Here is a 19844-nt window from a genome sequence, read left to right as displayed (position 1 = left end):
CCTGCGACATTTCGATTCACCCAGGCCGTTCCCCGGACAGCCCTGCCACAAGGGGGAGGGGCTTCCCCTGCCGCGCCCCCGGCGTGACACAAATCGTCACCGCATGTGGAAACGTTGAATTGGCGCAGGCGGCGGACGCCTGCGAGCCCCTCCCCCTTGTGGGGAGGGGTTGGGGAGGGGCATTTCGCCAAGTCCAACGCACCAAAGAAAAAGGGCCGGCAGAGCCGACCCTTAAAACTTCACCCGCAGACGAAAACGCTTATGCGCTTTCCTTCGGCGTCAGGACCTGACGGCCGCGGTACATGCCGGTCTTCAGATCGATGTGGTGCGGACGGCGCAGTTCGCCGGAATTCTTGTCTTCGACGTAGGTCGGAGCCTTGAGGGCGTCAGCGGAACGGCGCATGCCACGCTTGGACGGGCTCGTTTTTCTTTTGGGTACAGCCATTTCATTCTCCACTTATCGGGCAAAACACTGTTCAGCAGCCGAAAATGGCCGGGTCAAACAGATGTCGATCTCGGAATTTCGCGCGCTTATACATGCCCGACCGCGGTTTGACCAGTCCCCGCGCGCAAATTTTCGAATCGGCCAGCAAGCGCAAGCGCCCGCTCCCTTGGGAACGTCAGGCCTCGTCCTCGGGTACGATCCACGGTTCTGCCCTTGCCGCTTCCTCCCATTTGCGGAAGGCCGGATGCGCCTTGACGGCCTCCATATAGGCAAGCGTTGCCGGATCGGTCGTGAGCTCGTAGACCTCCAGACGGTTGACGACCGGGGCGAACATCGCGTCGGCGGCAGTGAAGCGGCCAAAGAGGAACGGTCCGCCGGAGCGGGCGATCGCCTCGTGCCAGATCGCTTCGATCCGCGCGACGTCGTCGATCACTCCATCGGGAAGGGCAATCGCCTTCACCGGCCGGCGGATGTTCATCGGGCAGGCGCCGCGCAGCGCGCGGAAGCCGGCGAGCATCTCCATCGAATAGCTGCGCGCGCGGGCCCGATCCTCGCGGTTCTCGGGCCAGATACCGGCTTCCGGGAAAAGCTCCGCGACGTATTCGATGATGGCCAGCGATTCCCAGACGCGCGTTTCGCCATGGTGGAGCACCGGCACGCGTCCGGTCGGGGAGATTTCACGAAACTTCGGGTTTCCCGCCGGAAAGTCGAAGGGGATGACGACGTCTTCGAACGTTATGCCGCAGCCTTCGAGCGCCAGCCACGGCCGGAGGGACCAGGACGAATAATTCTTGTTGCCGACATAAAGAACGAGTTTGGCCATGGCTCTGTCTCCGCTTGGTTTTTCGGGAGGCAGCCTTGCCACATCACCGGAGACAAGACCAATGAATTGCCTTCATCTCAATCATAAAGACATGTGATGTAGCCGCCCGAGCGGCCGGCGCGACGCTCGATCACCGAGGCGAGGCGCCTCAGGCCACGTCCGGGCTTGCCGGCATTGCGGTCGATCGGATTGGGCAGGGCGACGGCAAGCAGAGCGGCCTGGCGGCGCGAGAGCTTCGCGGCGGAAACGCCGAAGTGATGCCGTGCGGCGGCTTCGATGCCGTAGATGCCGTCGCCCCACTCGGCGACGTTCAGGTAGATTTCCATCATGCGCCGCTTGCTCCAGACGAGATCGGCGACGACGGCAAGCGGCAGTTCCATTCCCTTGCGAATGAAGGAGCGCCCGTTCCAGAGATAGAGGTTCTTGACCGTCTGCATCGGGATGGTGCTCGCGCCGCGCGTCTGTTCGCCATCGAGCGCGTCCTCGACGACACCGCGCATCTGCATCCAGTCGACCCCGTTATGGGCGCAGAACTGGCCGTCCTCGGACATCATCACCGACTGGACGAGGACCGGGGCGATATCGTCGAACGCCACCCATTCCCGGTCGTAGCCGCGCAGCAGCACGAGGTCGCGCAGCATCAAAGTCGATACCGGATGGATGAAGCCGACGAGATAGACGAAGATCAGCAGATAGGGGAGCAGGAGAATGGAAAGTGCCGCGAGAACGAGACGCTGGCGCCGCGTTCGCCAGGTTCGACGCAGGGCAGACCAGCGGCCGGCGGGCAACTCGCCCTCCTCGCGTTCTTCCGGAACGATGTCCACGGCCTGGCTGTCCACCCCTCTGTCCATTCCCCACTCTTATTTCATGGATCGCGAAAGTTGAACGGCCTTTCTCTGAGAAAGACAAGGGCGCCTGCGCACTCATCCCGTACAAAACGCGCGGGCTGCGACGCGAAAGTCCGTTGAAAGCCGCTCTCCCTCGTGCCAAAGAGCCTCATATGCAAGACGAGACACCACTTTTTCAGGAACGCCTCAAGGCCGCGGCGCTGGCGGTGGAGAGCCTGCTTTCGACCCTGCTCGGGCCTGGCGCCCAAGCGGACGAGATCGCCCGGCCGGCACGGCTGCTCGACGCCATGCGCCATGGCGTCCTCAACGGCGGCAAGCGGCTGCGCCCCTTCCTCGTCGCCGAAAGTACCGCCCTGCTCGGCGGCAGCGCCAATGCGGCGCTCCGGATCGGCGCGGCGCTCGAATGCGTGCATTGCTATTCGCTCGTCCATGACGACCTGCCGGCGATGGACGACGACGACCTCCGACGCGGCCAGCCGACCGTGCATATCGCCTTCGATGAAGCGACCGCCATCCTCGCCGGCGACAGCCTCTTGACCTTCGCCTTCGACATCATCGCCGCGCCGGAAACGCCGCTCTCCGACGGCCAGAAGGCCGCACTTGTGCTGGCGCTGGCCCGCGCGGCCGGCCTTGGCGGCATGGCTGGCGGACAGGCGCTCGATCTCGCCGCCGAAAAGTCCGCGCCGGACGAAGCGGGCATCGTCACGCTGCAGGCGATGAAGACCGGCGCCCTCATCCGCTTCGCCTGCGAGGCGGGCGCAATCATCGCCGACGCGGAGCCTGACGACCGCCGGCGGCTGCGCGCCTTCGGCGAAAAATCGGCCTTGCCTTCCAGCTTGCCGACGATCTTCTCGACCTCACCGCCGACGCCGAGGCCATGGGCAAGGCCACCGGCAAGGATGCGGCCCGCGGCAAGGGCACGCTCGTTGCCCTTCACGGCCAGGCCTGGGCCGAGCGCCAGCTCGAAGGGCTGGTGGCCGAGGCCAAGGAGCTGCTTCAGCCCTACGGCGCCCGGTCCGCCATTCTTGTCGAAGCCGCCCGCTTCATCGCCAATCGCAGGAACTGAGTTCATGAGCAAATTCTGGTCGCCGATCGTTTCCACGCTGAAACCCTATGTTCCGGGCGAACAGCCGCGTATCGCGAATCTCGTCAAGCTCAACACCAATGAAAGCCCCTACGGACCCTCCGAGCAGGCGCTCGAAGCCGTCCGGGCGGCGGCAGGCGCCGATCTCCGGCTCTATCCGGACCCGGTCGCGTTGGGCTTGAGGGAAGCGATCGCCGCGCGATATGGCGTCTCGACCGGGGAGGTCTTCGTCGGCAATGGTTCCGACGAGGTGCTCGCCCATGCCTTCGCCGCACTGCTGAAGCACGACGAGCCGCTGCTCTATCCGGATATTTCCTACAGCTTCTATCCGACCTATGCGGGCCTTTTCGGCATCGAGGCGATCGAAGTGCCGCTCAACGCGGCATTCCGCATCGACATTGCCGACTACCGCCGACCCTGCGGCGCGATCATCCTGCCCAATCCCAATGCGCCGACCGGCATCGGCCTGCCGCTGGCGGAGATCGAGACGCTGGTTGCCGAGCATCCGGACCGGCCTGTGGTGATCGACGAGGCCTATATCGACTTCGGCGGTGAATCAGCGACCGCGCTCGTGCCGAAATACGACAACCTGCTGGTCGTCCAGACCTTCTCCAAGTCCCGCGCGCTGGCCGGCCTGCGCGTCGGTTTCGCGATCGGCCAGCGGGCGCTGATCGAGGCGCTGGAGCGGGTCAAGGACAGTTTCAATTCCTACCCGCTCGGCCGTGCGGCCCAGGCCGGCGCGACCGCCGCGATCAAAGACGACACATGGTTCGAGGCGACGCGCGGCAAGATTATCGCCACGCGTGCGAGGTTGACGAGCGAACTGGAAGAACGTGGTTTCGAGGTCCTGCCCTCCCAGGCGAACTTCGTCTTCGCCCGGCATCCGGCCCAGGCCGGTCAGGATCTCGCGGCCAAGCTGCGCGAGCGCGCCGTGATCGTCCGCCATTTCGCCAAGCCGCGGATTTCGGATTTCCTGCGCATCACCATCGGCACCGACGAGGAATGCGCCAGGCTGGTTGCGGCGCTCGACGAAATTCTTTGAGGCTTGAGTTATTCGGCCGCCGCCTGGCCGCGGCCGAAGCGTTTTTCGATATAGTCGGCGACGAGAAGCTGGAATTCCTCGGCGATCTTCGGGCCGCGGAGCGTCATTGCCTTCTGGCCGTCGATGAAGACGGGGGCGGCCGGCATTTCCCCGGTGCCCGGGAGCGAAATGCCGATATCGGCATGCTTGCTCTCGCCGGGGCCATTGACGATGCAGCCCATCACGGCGACCTTGAGCGCCTCGACGCCCGGATATTTCTCGCGCCAGATCGGCATGCTGGCGCGGATGTCCTCCTGGATCTTCTGGGCGAGTTCCTGGAAGACCGTGGAGGTGGTGCGGCCGCAACCGGGACAGGCGGCGACGACCGGAATGAACTGGCGGAAGCCCATGACCTGCAAGAGCTCCTGCGCCACCTGCACCTCGCGGGTGCGGTCGCCGCCGGGCTCCGGCGTCAGCGAGATGCGGATCGTATCGCCGATGCCCTGCTGCATCAGGATGCCGAGCGAGGCGGAGGAGGCGACGATGCCCTTCGTCCCCATGCCCGCCTCGGTAAGCCCGAGATGCAGCGCATGGTCGGACCGGGCGGCCAGCATCGCATAGACGGCGATCAGGTCCTGCACGCCCGAAACCTTGGCGGAAAGGATGATGCGATTGCGCGCCAGGCCGAGTTCCTCGGCAAGCTCCGCCGAGAGCAGCGCCGACTGGACGATCGTCTCGCGCGTCACCTCTTGCGCCGTCAACGGTGAGCCCGCGGCCTGGTTCTCGTCCATCAGTCGCGTCAGCAGCTCCTGGTCGAGTGACCCCCAATTCACCCCGATCCGCACCGGCTTGTCGTAGCGGATCGCCATCTCGATGATCTCGGCGAACTGCTTGTCCTTCTTGTCCTTGAAGCCGACATTGCCCGGATTGATGCGGTATTTCGCGAGCGCCTCGGCGCAGGCCGGGTGATCGGCCAAGAGCTTATGGCCGATATAGTGGAAGTCGCCGACGAGCGGCACGTCCAGGCCGAGCTGCAGCAGCCGCTCGCGGATCTTCGGCACGGCGGCGGCACTTTCGTCGCGGTCGACGGTAATCCGCACCAGCTCGGAACCCGCCTTGTGGAGCGCCGCCACTTGCGCGACGGTCGCATCGACATCGGCCGTGTCCGTATTCGTCATCGACTGGACGACGACCGGCGCGGCACCGCCGACGATGACGCCGCCGACATCGACGGCCACCGAGGCGCGGCGCGGCTTTGGCTCGAAATCGAAGGCAGAAGACATGAAGGCCTCTCGTGGTCCCTTTGCAGCGCCGTGCGCCTTACCGGGCGCACAAAGGTCGATGCAACGCTTTGGAGCTGCGGGGCACGCATCGGCGTCCCGCTTTCGCCTTTCAGGTGGCGAAGGAAAGCGTGCTTGTCAACGGCAACATCATGCGCTGACGGCGAATTGATGGCAGCCCGCCGTCAATGTCTTTTGCCATGATCCGCATGGACGGCGTGGTGCGACAGGAGAAGCACGACGACGAAGAGAACGGGGATGGAGGCAAAGATGACCGCGAAGCCGCTATGCTCGGCAATGAAGCCGATCAGCGACGGCGCGAACAGCATGCCGGAATAGCCCATCGTTGTCGCAACCGCGAGGCCGATCCCCGGCTGCAGGCCCGGCATGTTGCCGCCGGCCGAAAAGGCGATCGGCACCATGTTCGAGATGCCGATGCCGGCCACGGCAAAACCGAGGATCGCGAGGTATGCGTTCGGCGCGAGCCCCGCGGCGACAAGGCCGACAAGCGCCGTGACCGTGCAGATCCGCAACGTCTTCGTCGCACCGCAACGATCGCGCACATGATCGCCGGCAAAACGCATCGCCGCCATGGTTGCCGAGAAGGCGGCAAAGCCGAATCCCGAGAGCTCGACCGAGGCACCGAGTTCGTTGCGCAGATAGAGCGCCCCCCAGTCGAGCACGGCCCCTTCCGGCACCATTGAGAACAGCGCCATCAGGCCGATCAGCCAGGGTAGCGGTGTCATCGGCAGGCGCAACTTCTCTTTCGCGGCCGCCGGGTGCGGCTGATCGGCGAGGATCAACGGCCAGGCCGCCGCAAGGATCGCTACGCAGAGGCCGGTCACGAGGATCGCATGCGGGAGCACGCCGACGCGGGCCATCAGGAAGCCGCCGATGCCGGCGCCGATCAGCCCGCCGAGGCTCCAATAGGCGTGGCAGGAGGACATGATGGCGCGGCGCATCGATTTCTCGACCTCGACGGCATTGGCATTCATTGCCACGTCCATGGCGCCGACGAAGCCGCCGAGCAGGAACATGCCGATCGCCGCCGTCCAGACGTTCAGCACCAGCGTCAGGACGAGGAGCAGGGGCGAGAGGATGATCGCCGTGGCCTTGGCCACCTTTTCAGAGCCGATGCGGGCAATGTAGCCGCCGGCGATCGGCATCAGCACCAACGAGCCGACGCCGAACACCAGGATCAAGAGCCCGAGCACGCTCTCGCCGATGCCGAGGCGGTCCTTGAATTCGGGAATTTTCGGCGCCCAGCTTCCGGTGACGAAGCCGTTCATGAGGAACAGGAGCGAGACGGCGAGACGGTTCTTCGACATATAACCCTGCCGGACTGCCGCCTTCGGGGCGGTCTCTGTGCGTTGATCCATTTTGATCTTCCTGCTTGCCGGTCCCGGCTCAAATGGTGATTTCGATAAGATTGCCGTCGGGGTCGCGGATCACGGCTTCGTAGAGACCATCCCCCGTCCATCTGGCTCCCGATACGAGCAGGCCCCGCTGCTCGGCCCGAGCGGCCATGTCGTCCACCGCCTTGCCACTCCCGAGGGAGAGAGCGACATGCGCGTAGCCGGCGCGCTCCACGGTCGCACCGTCATGCGGCTCCAGCCACGGCCCCTCCATGACCTCGATCGACGGTCCGGCGCCGACGGTCAGGAAGCGCGAACGGAAACCTGGACGGCGCCGACTTTCATAGACCGCGCCCGCGTCGGCGCCGAAGAATTCGACCCAGAAGGCCGCAATCCGCTCGATATCCCTGGTCCAGAGGGCGACATGTGCGATGCTCATCCTTGTTCCCTCGCAAGAACGACGCGCGCCCCTTGCGCGGTGAACGCGGCGATCTGGGCCTCTGGCGCATTCGCCTCGAGGACGAGCGTCGAAGCGGCGTCGATGTCGATGACCGCGTGCGGAGCGGCGGTGCCGAGCTTGTCGCTCGTGATGGCGGCGAGCACCGAACGGCTGCGCGAGGCGATCAGTCGCTTGAATTCCGCATCCTCAAAGTGGAAGGCAGTGAGCCCCGCTTCAGCGTCGGCGCCGCACGACCCTAGGAGGCAGAGGTCAGGCCTCAGCAGCTCGGCGTCGCGCTGTGCCCTGGCCCCGATCGCCGCGCCGACGGCGCGGTCGAGTGGGCCGCCGATCAGGATGAGATCAAGACCCGGCTTTTCCATCAGGGCGGTGGCGATCAGCGGCGTGTTGGTGACGATCGTTGCCGACAGATCCGGGGCTATCGCCTGGGCGATTGCCAGATTGGTCGAGCCCGCATCGAGAAATACCGTCATACCGCGCTCTATGAAGCCGACCGAGGCCCGCGCCAGCGCTGCCTTACGTTCCGGGACAAGCGCGGCCCGCGCGCTCAGCGAACCGGCATCCGGAGCGATCGGCAGGGCGCCGCCATAGACCCGCTCGCAGAGGCCGGCGGCGGCCATCTCGCGCAGGTCCCGCCGGATCGTGTCCTCGGAAACATTCAGTTCGCGCGCCAGGTCGACCGCGAGAACGCGGCCATTTGTCCCCAGGCGGTCCTGGATGAGGGATTTTCTTTCGCGCAGCAGCAAGTCGCTCGCCATAATTAGAAACCGTGCATAAACGTGCATGAATCGATGAAAACGTGAATACCACTCTCGTCGCGCGATTTCAACCTTCGATCGTTCGGAACAGGCAAGCCGCTTGGAGGCTTTTACGGCGGCCATTCCGATAGGGCCCGGCTTGCTTGAGAAAATATTCTATCGAAACAGCCGAGAATTGGTCTTTTATGTGCTCAGACGCTTCCGAATTTGTGCGAGTCTCGCGGCAATCCGGTGACGGGCCGGAGAACAGAAAGATGGAAACAAGACAATGAAACTCCTTCCGACACTTTTCGCTGCCGCCCTCCTGCAACTTGCCGCCTTTGCGCCGGCCGAAGCGGGGTCGAACCTTGATGAGGTCAAGTCGGCCGGCGTGCTGAAGATCGGCACCGAGGGCACCTACGCCCCCTTCACCTATCATGATGCGAACGGCACGCTCGTCGGCTTCGACGTGGAGATCGGCCAGGCAGTCGCCGAGCGCCTCGGCGTCAAGGCCGAGTTCCTGGAAGGCAAGTGGGACGGGCTGATCGCCGGTCTCGACGCCAACCGCTACGACACCGTCATCAACCAGGTCGGCATCACCGAGGAACGCAAGAAGAAGTACGATTTCTCCGAGCCCTACATCGCCTCCAAGGCCGTGCTGATCGTCAAGGGCGACAACGAGGAGATCAAGGACTTCGCAGACTTGAAGGGCAAGAAGTCGGCCCAGTCGCTGACCAGCAACTTCGGCAAGCTTGCCGAAGCCTCCGGCGCCGAACTCGTCGGCACCGACGGCTTCGACCAGTCGATCCAGCTCGTCCTGACCGGCCGTGCCGATGCGACGATCAACGACAGCCTGTCCTTCCTCGACTTCAAGAAGCAGAAGCCCGACGCAAACGTGAGGATCGCCGCCGAAAAGCCGGACGCCGACTATTCCGGCATCATCCTGCGCAAGGACGAGCCGGAACTGCTTGAAGCGATCAACAAGGCGCTGGCCGAGATCAAGGCCGACGGCACCTACGAGAAGATCTCGCAGAAATATTTCGGCGCCGACGTCTCGAAATAGCGTCTTTGGAGCGGCCGGCGACTGACCCCTCCCAACCCTCCCCACAAGGGGGAGGGCCTTAACCTGCCGCGGCGCCGAGCTCTACACGAAGCCTCTGCATCCTGCACAAGGTTCAGTCGCCGAAGGCAGGCGCGACAGGCAAAGCACCGAAAGAGGGGCGCAAAGGATTCGGAGCCTCCCATCCCTCCCCCTTGTGGGGAGGGTGGCCCGCAGGGTCGGGGGGGGTCTTAGGCACAGTTATACGGATGCGGCCTCACCGCTTTCCCGATCCCACCCCATGAATTACGATCCGCTCCACCCTCGGAGCGGATCGCGCGTTTTCGAAAGGCTGTCCCTTGCCAAACTGGTTGAACCTCATGGCGGAATCGCTGCCGACCCTGCTTTGGGCCGGCTTGATCTTCACGGTGCCATTGACTCTGCTGTCCTTCATCCTCGGTCTGCTGCTCGGCCTCGTCACCGCCATTGTCAGGCTTTTCGCGCCGGCACCCTTCGTCGCCGTGGCGCGCTTCTATGTCTGGGTGATCCGCGGCACGCCGCTGCTCGTACAGCTCTTCGTGATCTTCTACGGGCTGCCGAGCATGGGCATTTTGCTGGATGCCTTCCCGGCCGCGCTGATCGGCTTCACGCTGAATATCGGCGCCTATACGTCGGAGATCATCCGCGCCGTCATCTCCTCGGTGCCTCGCGGCCAATGGGAAGCGGCCTATTCGATCGGCATGAGCTGGAGCCAGGCGATGCGCCGCACCATCCTGCCGCAGGCGGGCCGCGTCGCCGTGCCGCCGCTGTCGAACACCTTCATCTCGCTGGTGAAAGACACCTCGCTCGCCGCGGCGATCACCGTGCCGGAACTCTTCCAGACGGCGCAGCGCATCGTCGCCACCACCTATGAGCCCCTGATCCTCTACATCGAGGCGGCGCTGATCTATCTTGCCATGAGCTCGGTGCTTTCTGCCCTGCAGGTCAAGCTCGAGAAACGCTTCGCCCGCTATGGCGGCTTCCTGGAGGCGCGCGCATGATCGAGCTCTCGCATATCGTCAAGCGCTTCGGCACCAACACGGTCCTGAACGACATCAGCGTCACGCTGGCGGAAGGCACCGTGACGGCCCTCGTCGGCCCCTCCGGCGGTGGCAAGAGCACGCTGCTGCGCTGCGTCAACCTGCTGGAAGTCCCGACCAGCGGCGCAATCCGCCTCGGCGACGAGCGGCTGGACTTTGCCCCCGGCCGCAAGGTCGGCTGGCAGGCGATCCAGAGGCTGCGCCGCCAGACCGGCATGGTGTTCCAGAACTTCCAGCTTTTCCCGCACCAGACGGCGCTCGGCAATGTCATGGAAGGCCTTACCACCGTTCTCAAATGGCCGACCGACCGGGCCCGCGCCCGGGCGCTCGAACTCCTGGAGAAGGTCGGCATGGCGCACAAGACCGACGCCTGGCCGTCGACGCTTTCCGGCGGCCAACAGCAGCGCGTCGCGATCGCCCGGGCCCTGGCCCCCTCGCCGCGCGTGCTCCTCTGCGACGAGCCGACCTCGGCCCTCGATCCGGAACTCGCCGAGGAAGTCGTAGAGGTCCTCAGCCGGCTCGCCCGCGAAGGCACGACGATGATCATGGCGACCCATGACCTGCGCCTCGCCTCACGCGTCGCCGATCACGTCGTCTTCCTCGACGCCGGCGTCGTCGTCGAAAGCGGCCCGCCGCGCAAGATTTTTTCGACGCCGGAGCGCGAGCGGACGAAGAAGTTCATCGCCTCGCTCAGCGCACCGATGAGCTATGATATTTGAGTGACGTTCGGGCGCGCACACGGATTTCCCGATCATAAACGGCGCGTCTAGGGAATCCCCCTCCGCCGTCATCCTAGGGCTTGACCCAAGGATCCACGCACAAGGGTGCCTCTCCGCGGCGCTGTCATTTGTATGATGCGTTTGTGTCTCGGACCCAGCTGCAGGTTGTGAACAAACGGCCGGATCTCTCCAGCCGTTTGCATTTGAAGGTTCCGCCCCTCAGCCAAACACGATCAGCAGATCCTTGGCGTCGATCTGGTCGCCGGCGCGGACCAGCACCTCGGCGATGGTGCCGTCCTTCTCGGCGTGCAGCGCCGTCTCCATCTTCATCGCCTCGATCGACAACAGCACGTCGCCGGCCTTGACCGGCTGGCCGGGATGGACGGCGACCGTCGAGATGACGCCCGGCATCGGCGCGCCGAGCTGGGCGGCGTTACCCGCCTCGGCCTTGCGGCGGATGGCGGTCGAGGCGCCGCGGTTGCGGTCCGGCACCTTGATCGAGCGCGGCTGGCCGTTCAGCTCGAAGAACATCTTGACCATGCCCTTCTCGTCGATCTCGCCCTGCGCCTGGTTGAGGATCACCAGCGTCTTGCCCTTCTCGATGTCGGCGAACAGCTCCTCGCCCGGGCCCATGCCGTAGAAATAGGCCGGCGTCGGCAGCACCGAAACCGGACCGTAGGTCTCGGCGGCCAGCGCATAGTCGGTGAACACCTTCGGATACATCAGGTAGGAGGCAAATTCGAAGTCGTCGACATCACGCTCGAGCTTGTCCTCGATGGCTTTGCGCTCGGCGTCGAGATCGGCCGGCGGCAGCAGCGAGCCCGGCACGGCCGTATAGGGCGCTTCGCCCTTCAGCGCCTTCTTCTGCAGCGCTTGCGGCCAGCCGCCCGGCGGTTGGCCGAGATCGCCCTTCAGCATCGACACGACCGAGTCCGGGAAGGCGATGTCCTTCGCCGGGTTCTCGACGTCGGCGACCGTCAGGTCCTGGGAGACCATCATCAGGGCCATGTCGCCGACCACCTTCGAGGACGGCGTCACCTTGACGATGTCGCCGAACATCCGGTTGGCGTCGGCATAGGCCTGCGCCACCTCGTGCCAGCGGGTCTCGAGCCCGAGCGAGCGGGCCTGTTCCTTCAAATTGGTGAACTGGCCGCCCGGCATCTCGTGCAGGTAGACTTCCGAGGCCGGTCCCTTGAGGTCGCTCTCGAAGGCCGCATATTGATGGCGCACCGCCTCCCAGTAGAACGAGATGCGGCGGATCCATTCCGGGTTCAGGCCGGGGTCGCGCTCCGTGCCGGACAGCGCCTCGACGATCGAGCCGAGGCAGGGCTGCGAGGTGTTGCCGGACAGCGCGTCCATCGCCGCGTCGACGATGTCGGCGCCGGATTCGACCGCGGCCAGCACCGTCGCCGCCGCAATGCCCGACGTGTCGTGGGTGTGGAAATGGATCGGCAGGTCGGTCGCGTCCTTGAGTGCCTTGAACAGCACCCGCGCCGCGGCCGGCTTCAACAGCCCGGCCATGTCCTTGACGGCGATGATGTGGGCGCCGGCCTTCTCCAGTTCGGCTGCCAGCGCCGTATAGTATTTGAGGTCGTATTTCGGCCGGGCGGAATTGAGGATGTCGCCGGTATAGCAGATCGCCGCCTCGCAGATCCGGTTCTCCTCGCCGACCGCATCCATCGACACCCGCATGTTGTCGACCCAGTTCAGGCAGTCGAAGACGCGAAACACGTCGATGCCGCCCTTGGCCGCCTGGCGGACGAAGTATTTGACGACATTGTCGGGATAGTTCTTGTAGCCGACGCCGTTGGCACCGCGCAGCAGCATCTGCAGCAGCAGGTTCGGCGCGCCCTCGCGTACCATCGCCAGCCGCTCCCACGGATCCTCGGTCAGGAAGCGCATCGACACGTCGAAGGTGGCGCCGCCCCAGCATTCGAGCGAAAACAGGTTCGGCAGCGCCCGCGCATAGGTGCCGGCAATGCGGGCGATGTCATAGGTGCGCATGCGGGTGGCGAGCAGCGACTGGTGGCCGTCGCGCATCGTCGTGTCGGTGAGCAGCACCTGCGGCTGCGCCTTGACCCATTCGGCGAATTTCTTCGGCCCAAGCTCATCGAGCTTCTGCTTGGTGCCGGGCTTGGCTTCGCCATTGATGAACGGCACGACCGGAGCGGCGATATCGTCATTCGGCCTCGGCCGGCCCTTCGCCTCCGGATGGCCGTTGACGGTAACGTCGGCGAGATAGGTCAACAGCTTGGTGGCGCGGTCCTGGCGCTTGACCTGCTGGAACAGTTCCGGCGTCGTGTCGATGAAGCGCGTCGTGTAGCTGTTGTCGTGGAACTTCGCGTGGCTGATGATCGCCTCGAGGAAGGTCAGGTTGGTGGCGACGCCGCGGATGCGGAATTCCCTGAGCGCCCGGATCATCCGCTGGATTGCTTCCTGCGGGTTCGGTGCCCAGGCGGTGACCTTCTCGAGCAGCGGATCGTAGTAGCGGGTGATCACCGCGCCGGAATAGGCGGTGCCGCCGTCGAGCCGGATCCCGAAGCCGGTGGCGCCGCGATAGGCGGTGATGCGGCCATAGTCGGGAATGAAGTTCTGCTCCGGGTCCTCGGTGGTGATGCGGCACTGCAGCGCATGGCCGTTGAGGCGGATGTCTTCCTGCTTCGGCACGCCCGATTCCGGCGAGCCGATGGCAAAGCCGTCGAGGATGTGGATCTGCGCCTTGACGATGTCGATGCCGGTGACCACCTCGGTCACCGTGTGCTCGACCTGGATGCGCGGATTGACCTCGATGAAGTAGAACTTGCCGGTGTCGGCATCCATCAGATACTCGACCGTGCCGGCGCCGATATAGTTGGTCGCCTCGGCGATCTTCAGCGAATAGGCGGCGAGTTCGGCGCGCTGCGCTTCGTTGAGATAGGGCGCCGGGGCCCGCTCGACGACCTTCTGGTTGCGCCGCTGGATCGAGCAGTCGCGCTCGAACAGATGCACGACATTGCCGTGCGTGTCGCCGAGAATCTGGCTTTCGACGTGGCGGGCCCGCTCGACGAGCTTTTCCAGATAGACCTCGTCCTTGCCGAAGGCGGCCTTCGCCTCGCGCTTCGCCTCGGTCACCTCGCGGATCAGGTCCTTCTGGTCGCGGATCGCCCGCATGCCGCGGCCGCCACCGCCCCAGGAGGCCTTCAGCATCACCGGATAGCCGATCTCGTCGGCGAGTCTTGCGATCTCGGCCGGGTCGTCCGGCAGCGGCTCGGTCGCCGGCACGACCGGCACGCCGATCGAGATCGCCAGGTTGCGGGCCGCCACCTTGTTGCCGAGCTGGCGCATCGTCTCCGGCTTCGGGCCGATGAAGGTGATGCCGTTTTCGGCACAGGCCTCGGCGAATTCCGGGCTTTCCGACAGGAGGCCATAGCCCGGATGGATCGCATCGGCCCCGGACAGCTTGGCGACGCGAATCACCTCGTCGATCGACAGATAGCTCTCGATCGGCCCGAGGTCGCGGGCAAGATGCGGGCCGCGGCCGACCTGGTAGCTCTCGTCCGCCTTGAAGCGGTGCAGCGCCAGCTTGTCCTCCTCTGCCCAGATCGCGACCGTTTTAAGCCCCAGCTCATTGGCCGCGCGGAAGACGCGGATGGCGATTTCGGATCGGTTGGCAACAAGGATCTTTGAGATGGACAAGTCGGACTCCTCAAATAGACTTGAAAACGCGGGAATGCTGCACCCGCGAAGAGAACTATTAGCGAGTCATGGAATGAAGTGCAATTTCAGATGCGACACGAAGCCTAACCCATTGGGTCAGGACGACCCTTAATGCATGCCCGCCGGACAGTGTGCAGCGGCTTCGGGACAACGGCATGCATAAAAAAAACTAACGCGCGTTGCAGGGCTCCATAAAAATGCGACGCACTTTACGAAATCAATCCGAGGCGGAAGGCAATGGCGACGGCATGATGCCGGTTCTTCGCCTTCAGCTTTTCCTGGATACCGTTCATGTACCAGTCGACCGTGTGGCTCGAAATGTCGAGCACCTTGCCGATATCGTTGGAGGTCATGCCGTCGGCGAGATAGTTCAGCGCCTCCATTTCGCGCCGCGTCATCTGCACTTCGACGCGTGAGACGAGCTCCGCCATGATTTCCGGATCGGTGAGCTCGAGCAGCTTCCAGAACAGCCGTTTGGCGATCGCATCGAAGAGGCTCAGTTCCACCGGGCTCAAATCGACCACCCGGCCGCCGACGGTCAAGTTGCCCATCAGCCCGCGCCGGCCGTGCACCGGAAAGATGTAGCCGTCGAAAAGCCCGTGATTGCGCGCCTCGACCATCATGCTTTCCATACGCTTGCGATGCGGGTCCGAGCGGAAGGCGACCAGCGTGTCGCGCCAGCGGAAGCCGCGCTGGGCGTGGCCGAGATAGCGGATCGTCGGATCGATGACGACGTATTTCTTGCGGATGTAGATCTGCGGCCAACTCTCGGGCCAACGCCCGGCGAGCAGCAGCCTTAGCGGGTTCTCGTGCGGTTTGGGCTGGCGCACCACGCCGTAGAAATCGAAACCGCAGCGATCGAGCAGTCGTTCGAACTCCGGCAGGATCTCCTCGCGTGTCTTCATCTCCTCCAGAAGGGCCAGAAACTGTACGAGCAACGTTATATTCATGGAACACCTTGAGCTCAGAACGGACAGCGAGCGCTTGCGAATTCTCCATGAACGCGCCGTTCAGAAGCCATTCATGTTGCAACCGCGATAATTCTTCTTATCACGCCCGGTCCTGTACGGAACCTGCAAAAAATCGGAGTCGTGGCAAGAGATTGCGAACGATGGATCGTCCACCAAATCCTCCCTTGGACCCGGATGATCAAGCCGTCTGACTTGCCCGCTTCGCGTTTTCCGCAGGTTTTTCTCAGGGTCGTCTCGCGCGGCTTTGTCGATCCAGCAGGGCAATCCTGCGTTGATCGCCAAAGGCGCAACGCACTGCCGCATTGCTGTTGCGGCGGAAAATCCGATGCCCAGAAGGGGTGAGACAGTGTCTTTATTCCAGGTGTATGCAAGAGCGCTTCAGTATCTTGCTGTCCACAAATACCGTGTCGGGGCGATCGTCATCGCCAATATCGTCCTGGCCGTCATCACGATCGCCGAGCCTATCCTCTTCGGCCGTATCATCGACGCGATCTCGACGCAAAAGGACGTCGCGCCGATGCTGCTCCTTTGGGCCGGCTTCGGTGTCTTCAACACGATCGCCTTCGTCCTCGTCTCCCGCGAGGCCGACCGCCTTGCGCATGGCCGCCGGGCGACGCTCCTGACCGAAGCCTTCGGCCGGATCGTCTCCATGCCGCTCTCCTGGCATAGCCAGCGCGGCACCTCGAACGCACTGCATACGCTGCTGCGCGCCTGCGAGACCCTCTTCGGCCTGTGGCTCGAATTCATGCGGCAGCACCTCGCGACCGCCGTGGCGCTCGTCCTGCTGGTGCCGACCGCCTTCGTGATGGACTTCCGCCTGTCCATGGTCCTCGTCGTGCTCGGCGCCGCCTATATACTGATCAGCAAGGCCGTGATGAACCGGACGAAGGACGGCCAGGCCTCGGTCGAGAACCACTACCACACGGTCTTCTCGCACGTCTCCGACGCGATCAGCAACGTCTCGGTGGTTCACAGCTACAACCGTATCGAAGCGGAAACGCGCGAACTGAAGAAGTTCGCCGAACGGCTGCTCTCCGCCCAGTATCCGGTGCTCGACTGGTGGGCGCTCGCCAGCGCGCTCAACCGCATCGCCTCGACCATTTCGATGATGACGATCCTCGTCATTGGCACCATCCTGGTGCAGCGCGGCGAGCTCGGCGTCGGCGAGGTGATCGCCTTCATCGGCTTCGCCAATCTCCTGATCGGCCGTCTCGACCAGATGAAGGCCTTCGTGACGCAGATCTTCGAGGCGCGCGCCAAGCTCCAGGACTTCTACCAGCTCGAGGATTCGGTGCGCGAACGCGAGGAGCCGGCCGGCGCCAAGGACCTCACCGGCGTCGTCGGCGAAGTCGAGTTCCGCGACGTCTCCTTCGACTTCGCCAATTCCGCCCAGGGCGTGCGCAACGTCTCGTTCACGGCCAAGGCCGGCCAGACGATCGCCATCGTCGGCCCGACCGGTGCCGGCAAGACGACGCTCGTCAACTTGCTTCAGCGGGTCCATGAGCCGAAGCACGGCCAGATCCTGATCGATGGCGTCGACATTTCGGCCGTGACGCGCAAGTCGCTGCGCCGGTCGATCGCCACCGTCTTCCAGGATGCCGGCCTGATGAACCGCTCGATCGGCGACAACATCCGGCTCGGCCGCGAGGACGCCTCGCTGGAAGAGATTATGGGCGCCGCCGAAGCGGCCGCCGCAAGCGACTTCATCGAAGGCCGCCTCAACGGCTACGACACGGTGGTCGGCGAACGCGGCAACCGGCTCTCGGGCGGCGAACGCCAGCGGATCGCCATTGCCCGCGCCATCCTCAAGAACGCGCCGATTCTGGTACTCGACGAGGCGACCAGCGCCCTCGACGTGGAAACCGAGGCGCGTGTCAAGGATGCCATCGATGCGCTGCGCAAGGATCGCACCACCTTCATCATCGCCCACCGGCTGTCGACGGTGCGCGAGGCCGACCTGGTGATCTTCATGGATCACGGCCGGGTCGTCGAGATGGGCGGCTTCAACGAGCTCAGCCACAGCAACGGCCGCTTCGCCGCGCTGCTGCGCGCCAGCGGTATCCTGACGGACGAGGATGTCCGCAAGAGCCATACGGCGGCGTGAGTTCTCCGATCGGAGGATCAGAGCGCGAGCACCGGCAGCCACGAAAACGAAGCCACCCACAAGAACGTGGGTGGCTTTTTCCTTATTGGGACCTTTTCGACACGCCTGTGCAAGCTTGTCATTCCCGAAAATCTTGGTAGACGAGAATTCCGGCTTCAATTCCAAGGGAATCAACATGCCGGATTTCTCCACCCTCATCCTTTTCGCCGCCGCGTCTTTGGTGCTCACCGCAACCCCCGGCCCCGATATGCTGCTCATCGCCTCGCGCAGCATAAGCCAGGGGCGCGCGGCCGGGTTCCTCACCTATGCCGGCATCGGGCTCGGAACCTATTGCCATGCGCTCGCAGCCGCGCTCGGCCTCTCCCGGCTCTTCATGACCATGCCGATCGCCTATGAGATCGTGCGTTGGGCGGGCTGCGCCTATCTTCTCTACTTGGCCTATAAGACAGTCCGCTCGGACGTATCGAGCTTTTCCCCGACGTCGGCGTTGAAGCGACTTTCAAGTAAGCGGATTTTCGGCGAGGGCCTTATGACAAACCTCCTCAATCCGAAGATGGCTCTCTTTGTCCTGGCTCTGTTTCCGCAGTTCGTGCATCCCCATGGCGGATCGATGGTCCTGCAGATGCTTCTCCTCGCTACAGTACTGAACGGCATCGGCTTTCTCGTGAATGGCTCGGTCATCCTCCTCGGCAGCCATGTCCGCACTCGACTTTCCGGGCTCCGCCGCTTCCCGAAGCTGCCGCAATATCTTCTCGCGAGCGTTTTCACGGGACTGGCGTGCCGTCTTGCCCTGGGCGCCAGGAATTAATTCAGACCAAGATACCGGCCACACCGGCCGGCGTCCCTCAGGCCCTGAGCGGCTTCGCGCCGGCCATTTCCCGCAGCCAGTCGAGGTAATAGGCATAGACGAAGTGTAGGCCGATGCCGGCAACGACGAAAAGCGAGCCGATCACCGGGTTGCGGCCGGTGACGAAAAGCAGCACCTGGCCCGCCATCGCGAGGATCGTGCCGAAGATGAACACCGCCAGCGAATGTCGCCCGACCATCACCAGCGGATGGTTGGCATCGAGCCGCGTCAGCCGGCTGACGAGGGGCGTGATCGCCAGCAGATAGGCAAGCGCCAGCACGTGGAGGAGCCGCGTCAGCGACAGGAACGTCTTGTCGAAGCCGGTCAGCACCGCCGGCAGGCCGAAGGAGAAGTCGATGCTCCACCAGGAGAACAGCACCCAGGCGCCCGAGACCAGCAGATAGGCTGCGGAAGGCACGATGAGCCACCAGCTTCGCGGCAGGCGACCGCCGCGGCGCACATGGCCCATTGCGAGGATGCCGATCACGAAAAGGAACTGCCAGGACCACGGATTGAGGAACCAGTAGCCTTCGTCGAGGAAGTTCGAGGGGACGAGCTTGAAGCAGCCGGCGGAAAGCCAGAGGGCGGCCGAAAGGAGGAAGAGCAGCCATGGACGCCACGCATTCAGCCAGAGGATGCCGGGCAGCATCAGGAAGAGCACCGCATACATCGACAGGATGTTGTTGTAGCCGAGCTGGTGGCCGAGGAGCACCATGGCGACGATGCCCTGCTCGGCCTGATCGACGATCGGGCGGATGTTGATTTCGCCGATCAGATCCTGGCGGCCGAAATAGAGGGCGCCGCCGGCGAAGATCGCCAGCGTCACCACGCTCGTCATGATATGCGCGATGTAGAGCGTCAGGGCGCGCCGCCAGACCTTGAGGGTCAGCGCCAGCCGCGCGCCGGCCACGAACCTGCCGCCATAGGCGACGCCGACCGACAGGCCGGAAATCAGCACGAAGGCCTCGGCCGAGTCGGAAAAGCCGATGTTCTTGTGCGTGAGATATTCGAGATACTGGCCCGGGACGTGGTTGACGAAGATCGTCAGCAGGCAGAGCGCCCGGAAGACGTCGAGGCGTGTATCGCGTCCTGTCGTGACCGGGGCGGTTCCGATCCGGTCTCTGCCGCCCCAAGAAGTCTTTTGCAGCATGCGGTCCTAATCCGGGATTTGGCGCCCCGCCCCACCCCCTGTTGAAACCGGACGCCGCCGCCCACAGGGCCTTTCGGCATCGATGAAACCGCAACCCGCAATGGGGTCGCGATACCAGAACTGACGGCAAAGAAAAACCGGCCTCGCACGTTCGGTACAAAGCCGGTTCCTCTCCGATTCACTTCCGGC

General features: G+C 64.1%; 16 protein-coding genes and 1 pseudogene. 7 read left to right on the top strand and 10 right to left on the bottom strand.

The window, feature by feature from the left end:
* Positions 1-259: 259 nt before the first annotated feature.
* The 3 genes from rpmF to mtgA form a co-directional block, all read right to left on the bottom strand.
* Positions 260-445: a 50S ribosomal protein L32 gene (gene rpmF / locus N181_RS24865; RefSeq protein ID WP_003543812.1), complete on the bottom strand. Its 186-nt coding sequence runs from the start codon at positions 443-445 to the stop codon at positions 260-262.
* A 175-nt stretch (positions 446-620) separates the two neighbouring features.
* Entirely contained in the window at positions 621-1268 is a 648-nt protein-coding gene (locus tag N181_RS24860; RefSeq protein ID WP_014330177.1) for a glutathione S-transferase family protein, read from the bottom strand.
* Positions 1269-1345: 77 nt separating this feature from the next.
* Positions 1346-2092, bottom strand: a complete 747-nt coding sequence (gene mtgA / locus N181_RS24855; RefSeq protein WP_080577769.1) for a monofunctional biosynthetic peptidoglycan transglycosylase — start codon at positions 2090-2092, stop codon at positions 1346-1348.
* Between the two features lie 3 nt (positions 2093-2095).
* Between mtgA and N181_RS32340 the strand changes: the two are divergent.
* Positions 2096-3182: pseudogene (locus tag N181_RS32340) on the top strand (polyprenyl synthetase family protein).
* Positions 3183-3186: 4 nt separating this feature from the next.
* Positions 3187-4242 carry a histidinol-phosphate transaminase gene (gene hisC, locus N181_RS24850; RefSeq protein ID WP_037400741.1) on the top strand — a complete coding sequence of 352 codons (1056 nt, stop codon included), beginning with the start codon at positions 3187-3189 and terminating at the stop codon, positions 4240-4242.
* An 8-nt stretch (positions 4243-4250) separates the two neighbouring features.
* Here the strand turns inward: hisC and ispG are convergent, their stop codons facing one another.
* From ispG to N181_RS24830, 4 genes are all read right to left on the bottom strand, one after another.
* On the bottom strand, positions 4251-5504 hold the full coding sequence (gene ispG / locus N181_RS24845) for a flavodoxin-dependent (E)-4-hydroxy-3-methylbut-2-enyl-diphosphate synthase (protein ID WP_037437259.1): 1254 nt from the start codon (positions 5502-5504) through the stop codon (positions 4251-4253).
* 182 nt (positions 5505-5686) lie between these two features.
* Positions 5687-6880: an MFS transporter gene (locus N181_RS24840; protein ID WP_037400754.1), complete on the bottom strand. Its 1194-nt coding sequence runs from the start codon at positions 6878-6880 to the stop codon at positions 5687-5689.
* 28 nt (positions 6881-6908) lie between these two features.
* The gene (locus tag N181_RS24835) at positions 6909-7295 is read right to left on the bottom strand and encodes a VOC family protein (RefSeq protein WP_037400756.1); all 387 of its coding nucleotides are present in this window, start codon (positions 7293-7295) and stop codon (positions 6909-6911) included.
* A complete protein-coding gene (locus N181_RS24830; RefSeq protein WP_080577770.1) occupies positions 7292-8071 on the bottom strand; it encodes a DeoR/GlpR family DNA-binding transcription regulator in 780 nt (259 codons plus the stop codon). Before N181_RS24830 ends, N181_RS24835 begins: the two co-directional genes overlap by 4 nt.
* Before the next feature lie 268 nt (positions 8072-8339).
* On the opposite strand from N181_RS24830, the gene N181_RS24825 reads away from it, so the two are divergent.
* The 3 genes from N181_RS24825 (at position 8340) to N181_RS24815 (ending at position 10887) form a co-directional block, all read left to right on the top strand.
* Complete coding sequence (locus N181_RS24825) at positions 8340-9113, top strand: amino acid ABC transporter substrate-binding protein (protein ID WP_014330185.1); 774 nt, start codon at positions 8340-8342, stop codon at positions 9111-9113.
* Positions 9114-9448: 335 nt separating this feature from the next.
* Positions 9449-10129, top strand: a complete 681-nt coding sequence (locus tag N181_RS24820; protein WP_014330186.1) for an ABC transporter permease subunit — start codon at positions 9449-9451, stop codon at positions 10127-10129.
* Positions 10126-10887 carry an amino acid ABC transporter ATP-binding protein gene (locus tag N181_RS24815; RefSeq protein ID WP_037400764.1) on the top strand — a complete coding sequence of 254 codons (762 nt, stop codon included), beginning with the start codon at positions 10126-10128 and terminating at the stop codon, positions 10885-10887. Before N181_RS24820 ends, N181_RS24815 begins: the two co-directional genes overlap by 4 nt.
* A 219-nt stretch (positions 10888-11106) precedes the next feature.
* Here the strand turns inward: N181_RS24815 and pyc are convergent, their stop codons facing one another.
* Both pyc and N181_RS24805 read right to left on the bottom strand, forming a co-directional pair.
* The gene (pyc, locus tag N181_RS24810; protein WP_037400767.1) at positions 11107-14562 is read right to left on the bottom strand and encodes a pyruvate carboxylase; all 3456 of its coding nucleotides are present in this window, start codon (positions 14560-14562) and stop codon (positions 11107-11109) included.
* Positions 14563-14792: 230 nt separating this feature from the next.
* Entirely contained in the window at positions 14793-15533 is a 741-nt protein-coding gene (locus N181_RS24805; protein WP_037400770.1) for a helix-turn-helix transcriptional regulator, read from the bottom strand.
* Between the two features lie 367 nt (positions 15534-15900).
* Between N181_RS24805 and N181_RS24800 the strand changes: the two genes are divergently transcribed.
* Together N181_RS24800 and N181_RS24795 are read left to right on the top strand one after the other, a co-directional pair.
* Entirely contained in the window at positions 15901-17658 is a 1758-nt protein-coding gene (locus tag N181_RS24800; protein WP_014330307.1) for a glucan ABC transporter ATP-binding protein/ permease, read from the top strand.
* A 175-nt stretch (positions 17659-17833) separates the two neighbouring features.
* On the top strand, positions 17834-18466 hold the full coding sequence (locus N181_RS24795) for a LysE family translocator (RefSeq protein WP_037400784.1): 633 nt from the start codon (positions 17834-17836) through the stop codon (positions 18464-18466).
* A gap of 37 nt (positions 18467-18503) precedes the next feature.
* On the opposite strand, the gene N181_RS24790 is transcribed toward N181_RS24795, so the two are convergent.
* Complete coding sequence (locus N181_RS24790; protein ID WP_037400774.1) at positions 18504-19655, bottom strand: OpgC family protein; 1152 nt, start codon at positions 19653-19655, stop codon at positions 18504-18506.
* Positions 19656-19844 lie beyond the last annotated feature (189 nt).

The organism is Sinorhizobium fredii USDA 205 (genome assembly GCF_001461695.1).
Taxonomy (GTDB): Bacteria; Pseudomonadota; Alphaproteobacteria; order Rhizobiales; family Rhizobiaceae; genus Sinorhizobium; species Sinorhizobium fredii.
The sequence above is the reverse complement of the archived record's forward strand: the minus strand, read 5'-3'. Positions and strand labels throughout refer to the sequence as shown.

What these genes read in the sequence shown, in the direction of transcription:
- rpmF (WP_003543812.1), bottom strand. Translation starts at nt 445, where the DNA reads ATGGCTGTACCCAAAAGAAAAACGAGCCCGTCCAAGCGTGGCATGCGC.
- N181_RS24860 (WP_014330177.1), bottom strand. Translation starts at nt 1,268, where the DNA reads ATGGCCAAACTCGTTCTTTATGTCGGCAACAAGAATTATTCGTCCTGG.
- hisC (WP_037400741.1), top strand. Translation starts at nt 3,187, where the DNA reads ATGAGCAAATTCTGGTCGCCGATCGTTTCCACGCTGAAACCCTATGTT.
- ispG (WP_037437259.1), bottom strand. Translation starts at nt 5,504, where the DNA reads ATGTCTTCTGCCTTCGATTTCGAGCCAAAGCCGCGCCGCGCCTCGGTG.
- N181_RS24840 (WP_037400754.1), bottom strand. Translation starts at nt 6,880, where the DNA reads ATGGATCAACGCACAGAGACCGCCCCGAAGGCGGCAGTCCGGCAGGGT.
- N181_RS24835 (WP_037400756.1), bottom strand. Translation starts at nt 7,295, where the DNA reads ATGAGCATCGCACATGTCGCCCTCTGGACCAGGGATATCGAGCGGATT.
- N181_RS24830 (WP_080577770.1), bottom strand. Translation starts at nt 8,071, where the DNA reads ATGGCGAGCGACTTGCTGCTGCGCGAAAGAAAATCCCTCATCCAGGAC.
- N181_RS24825 (WP_014330185.1), top strand. Translation starts at nt 8,340, where the DNA reads ATGAAACTCCTTCCGACACTTTTCGCTGCCGCCCTCCTGCAACTTGCC.
- N181_RS24815 (WP_037400764.1), top strand. Translation starts at nt 10,126, where the DNA reads ATGATCGAGCTCTCGCATATCGTCAAGCGCTTCGGCACCAACACGGTC.
- N181_RS24805 (WP_037400770.1), bottom strand. Translation starts at nt 15,533, where the DNA reads ATGAATATAACGTTGCTCGTACAGTTTCTGGCCCTTCTGGAGGAGATG.
- N181_RS24795 (WP_037400784.1), top strand. Translation starts at nt 17,834, where the DNA reads ATGCCGGATTTCTCCACCCTCATCCTTTTCGCCGCCGCGTCTTTGGTG.
- N181_RS24790 (WP_037400774.1), bottom strand. Translation starts at nt 19,655, where the DNA reads ATGCTGCAAAAGACTTCTTGGGGCGGCAGAGACCGGATCGGAACCGCC.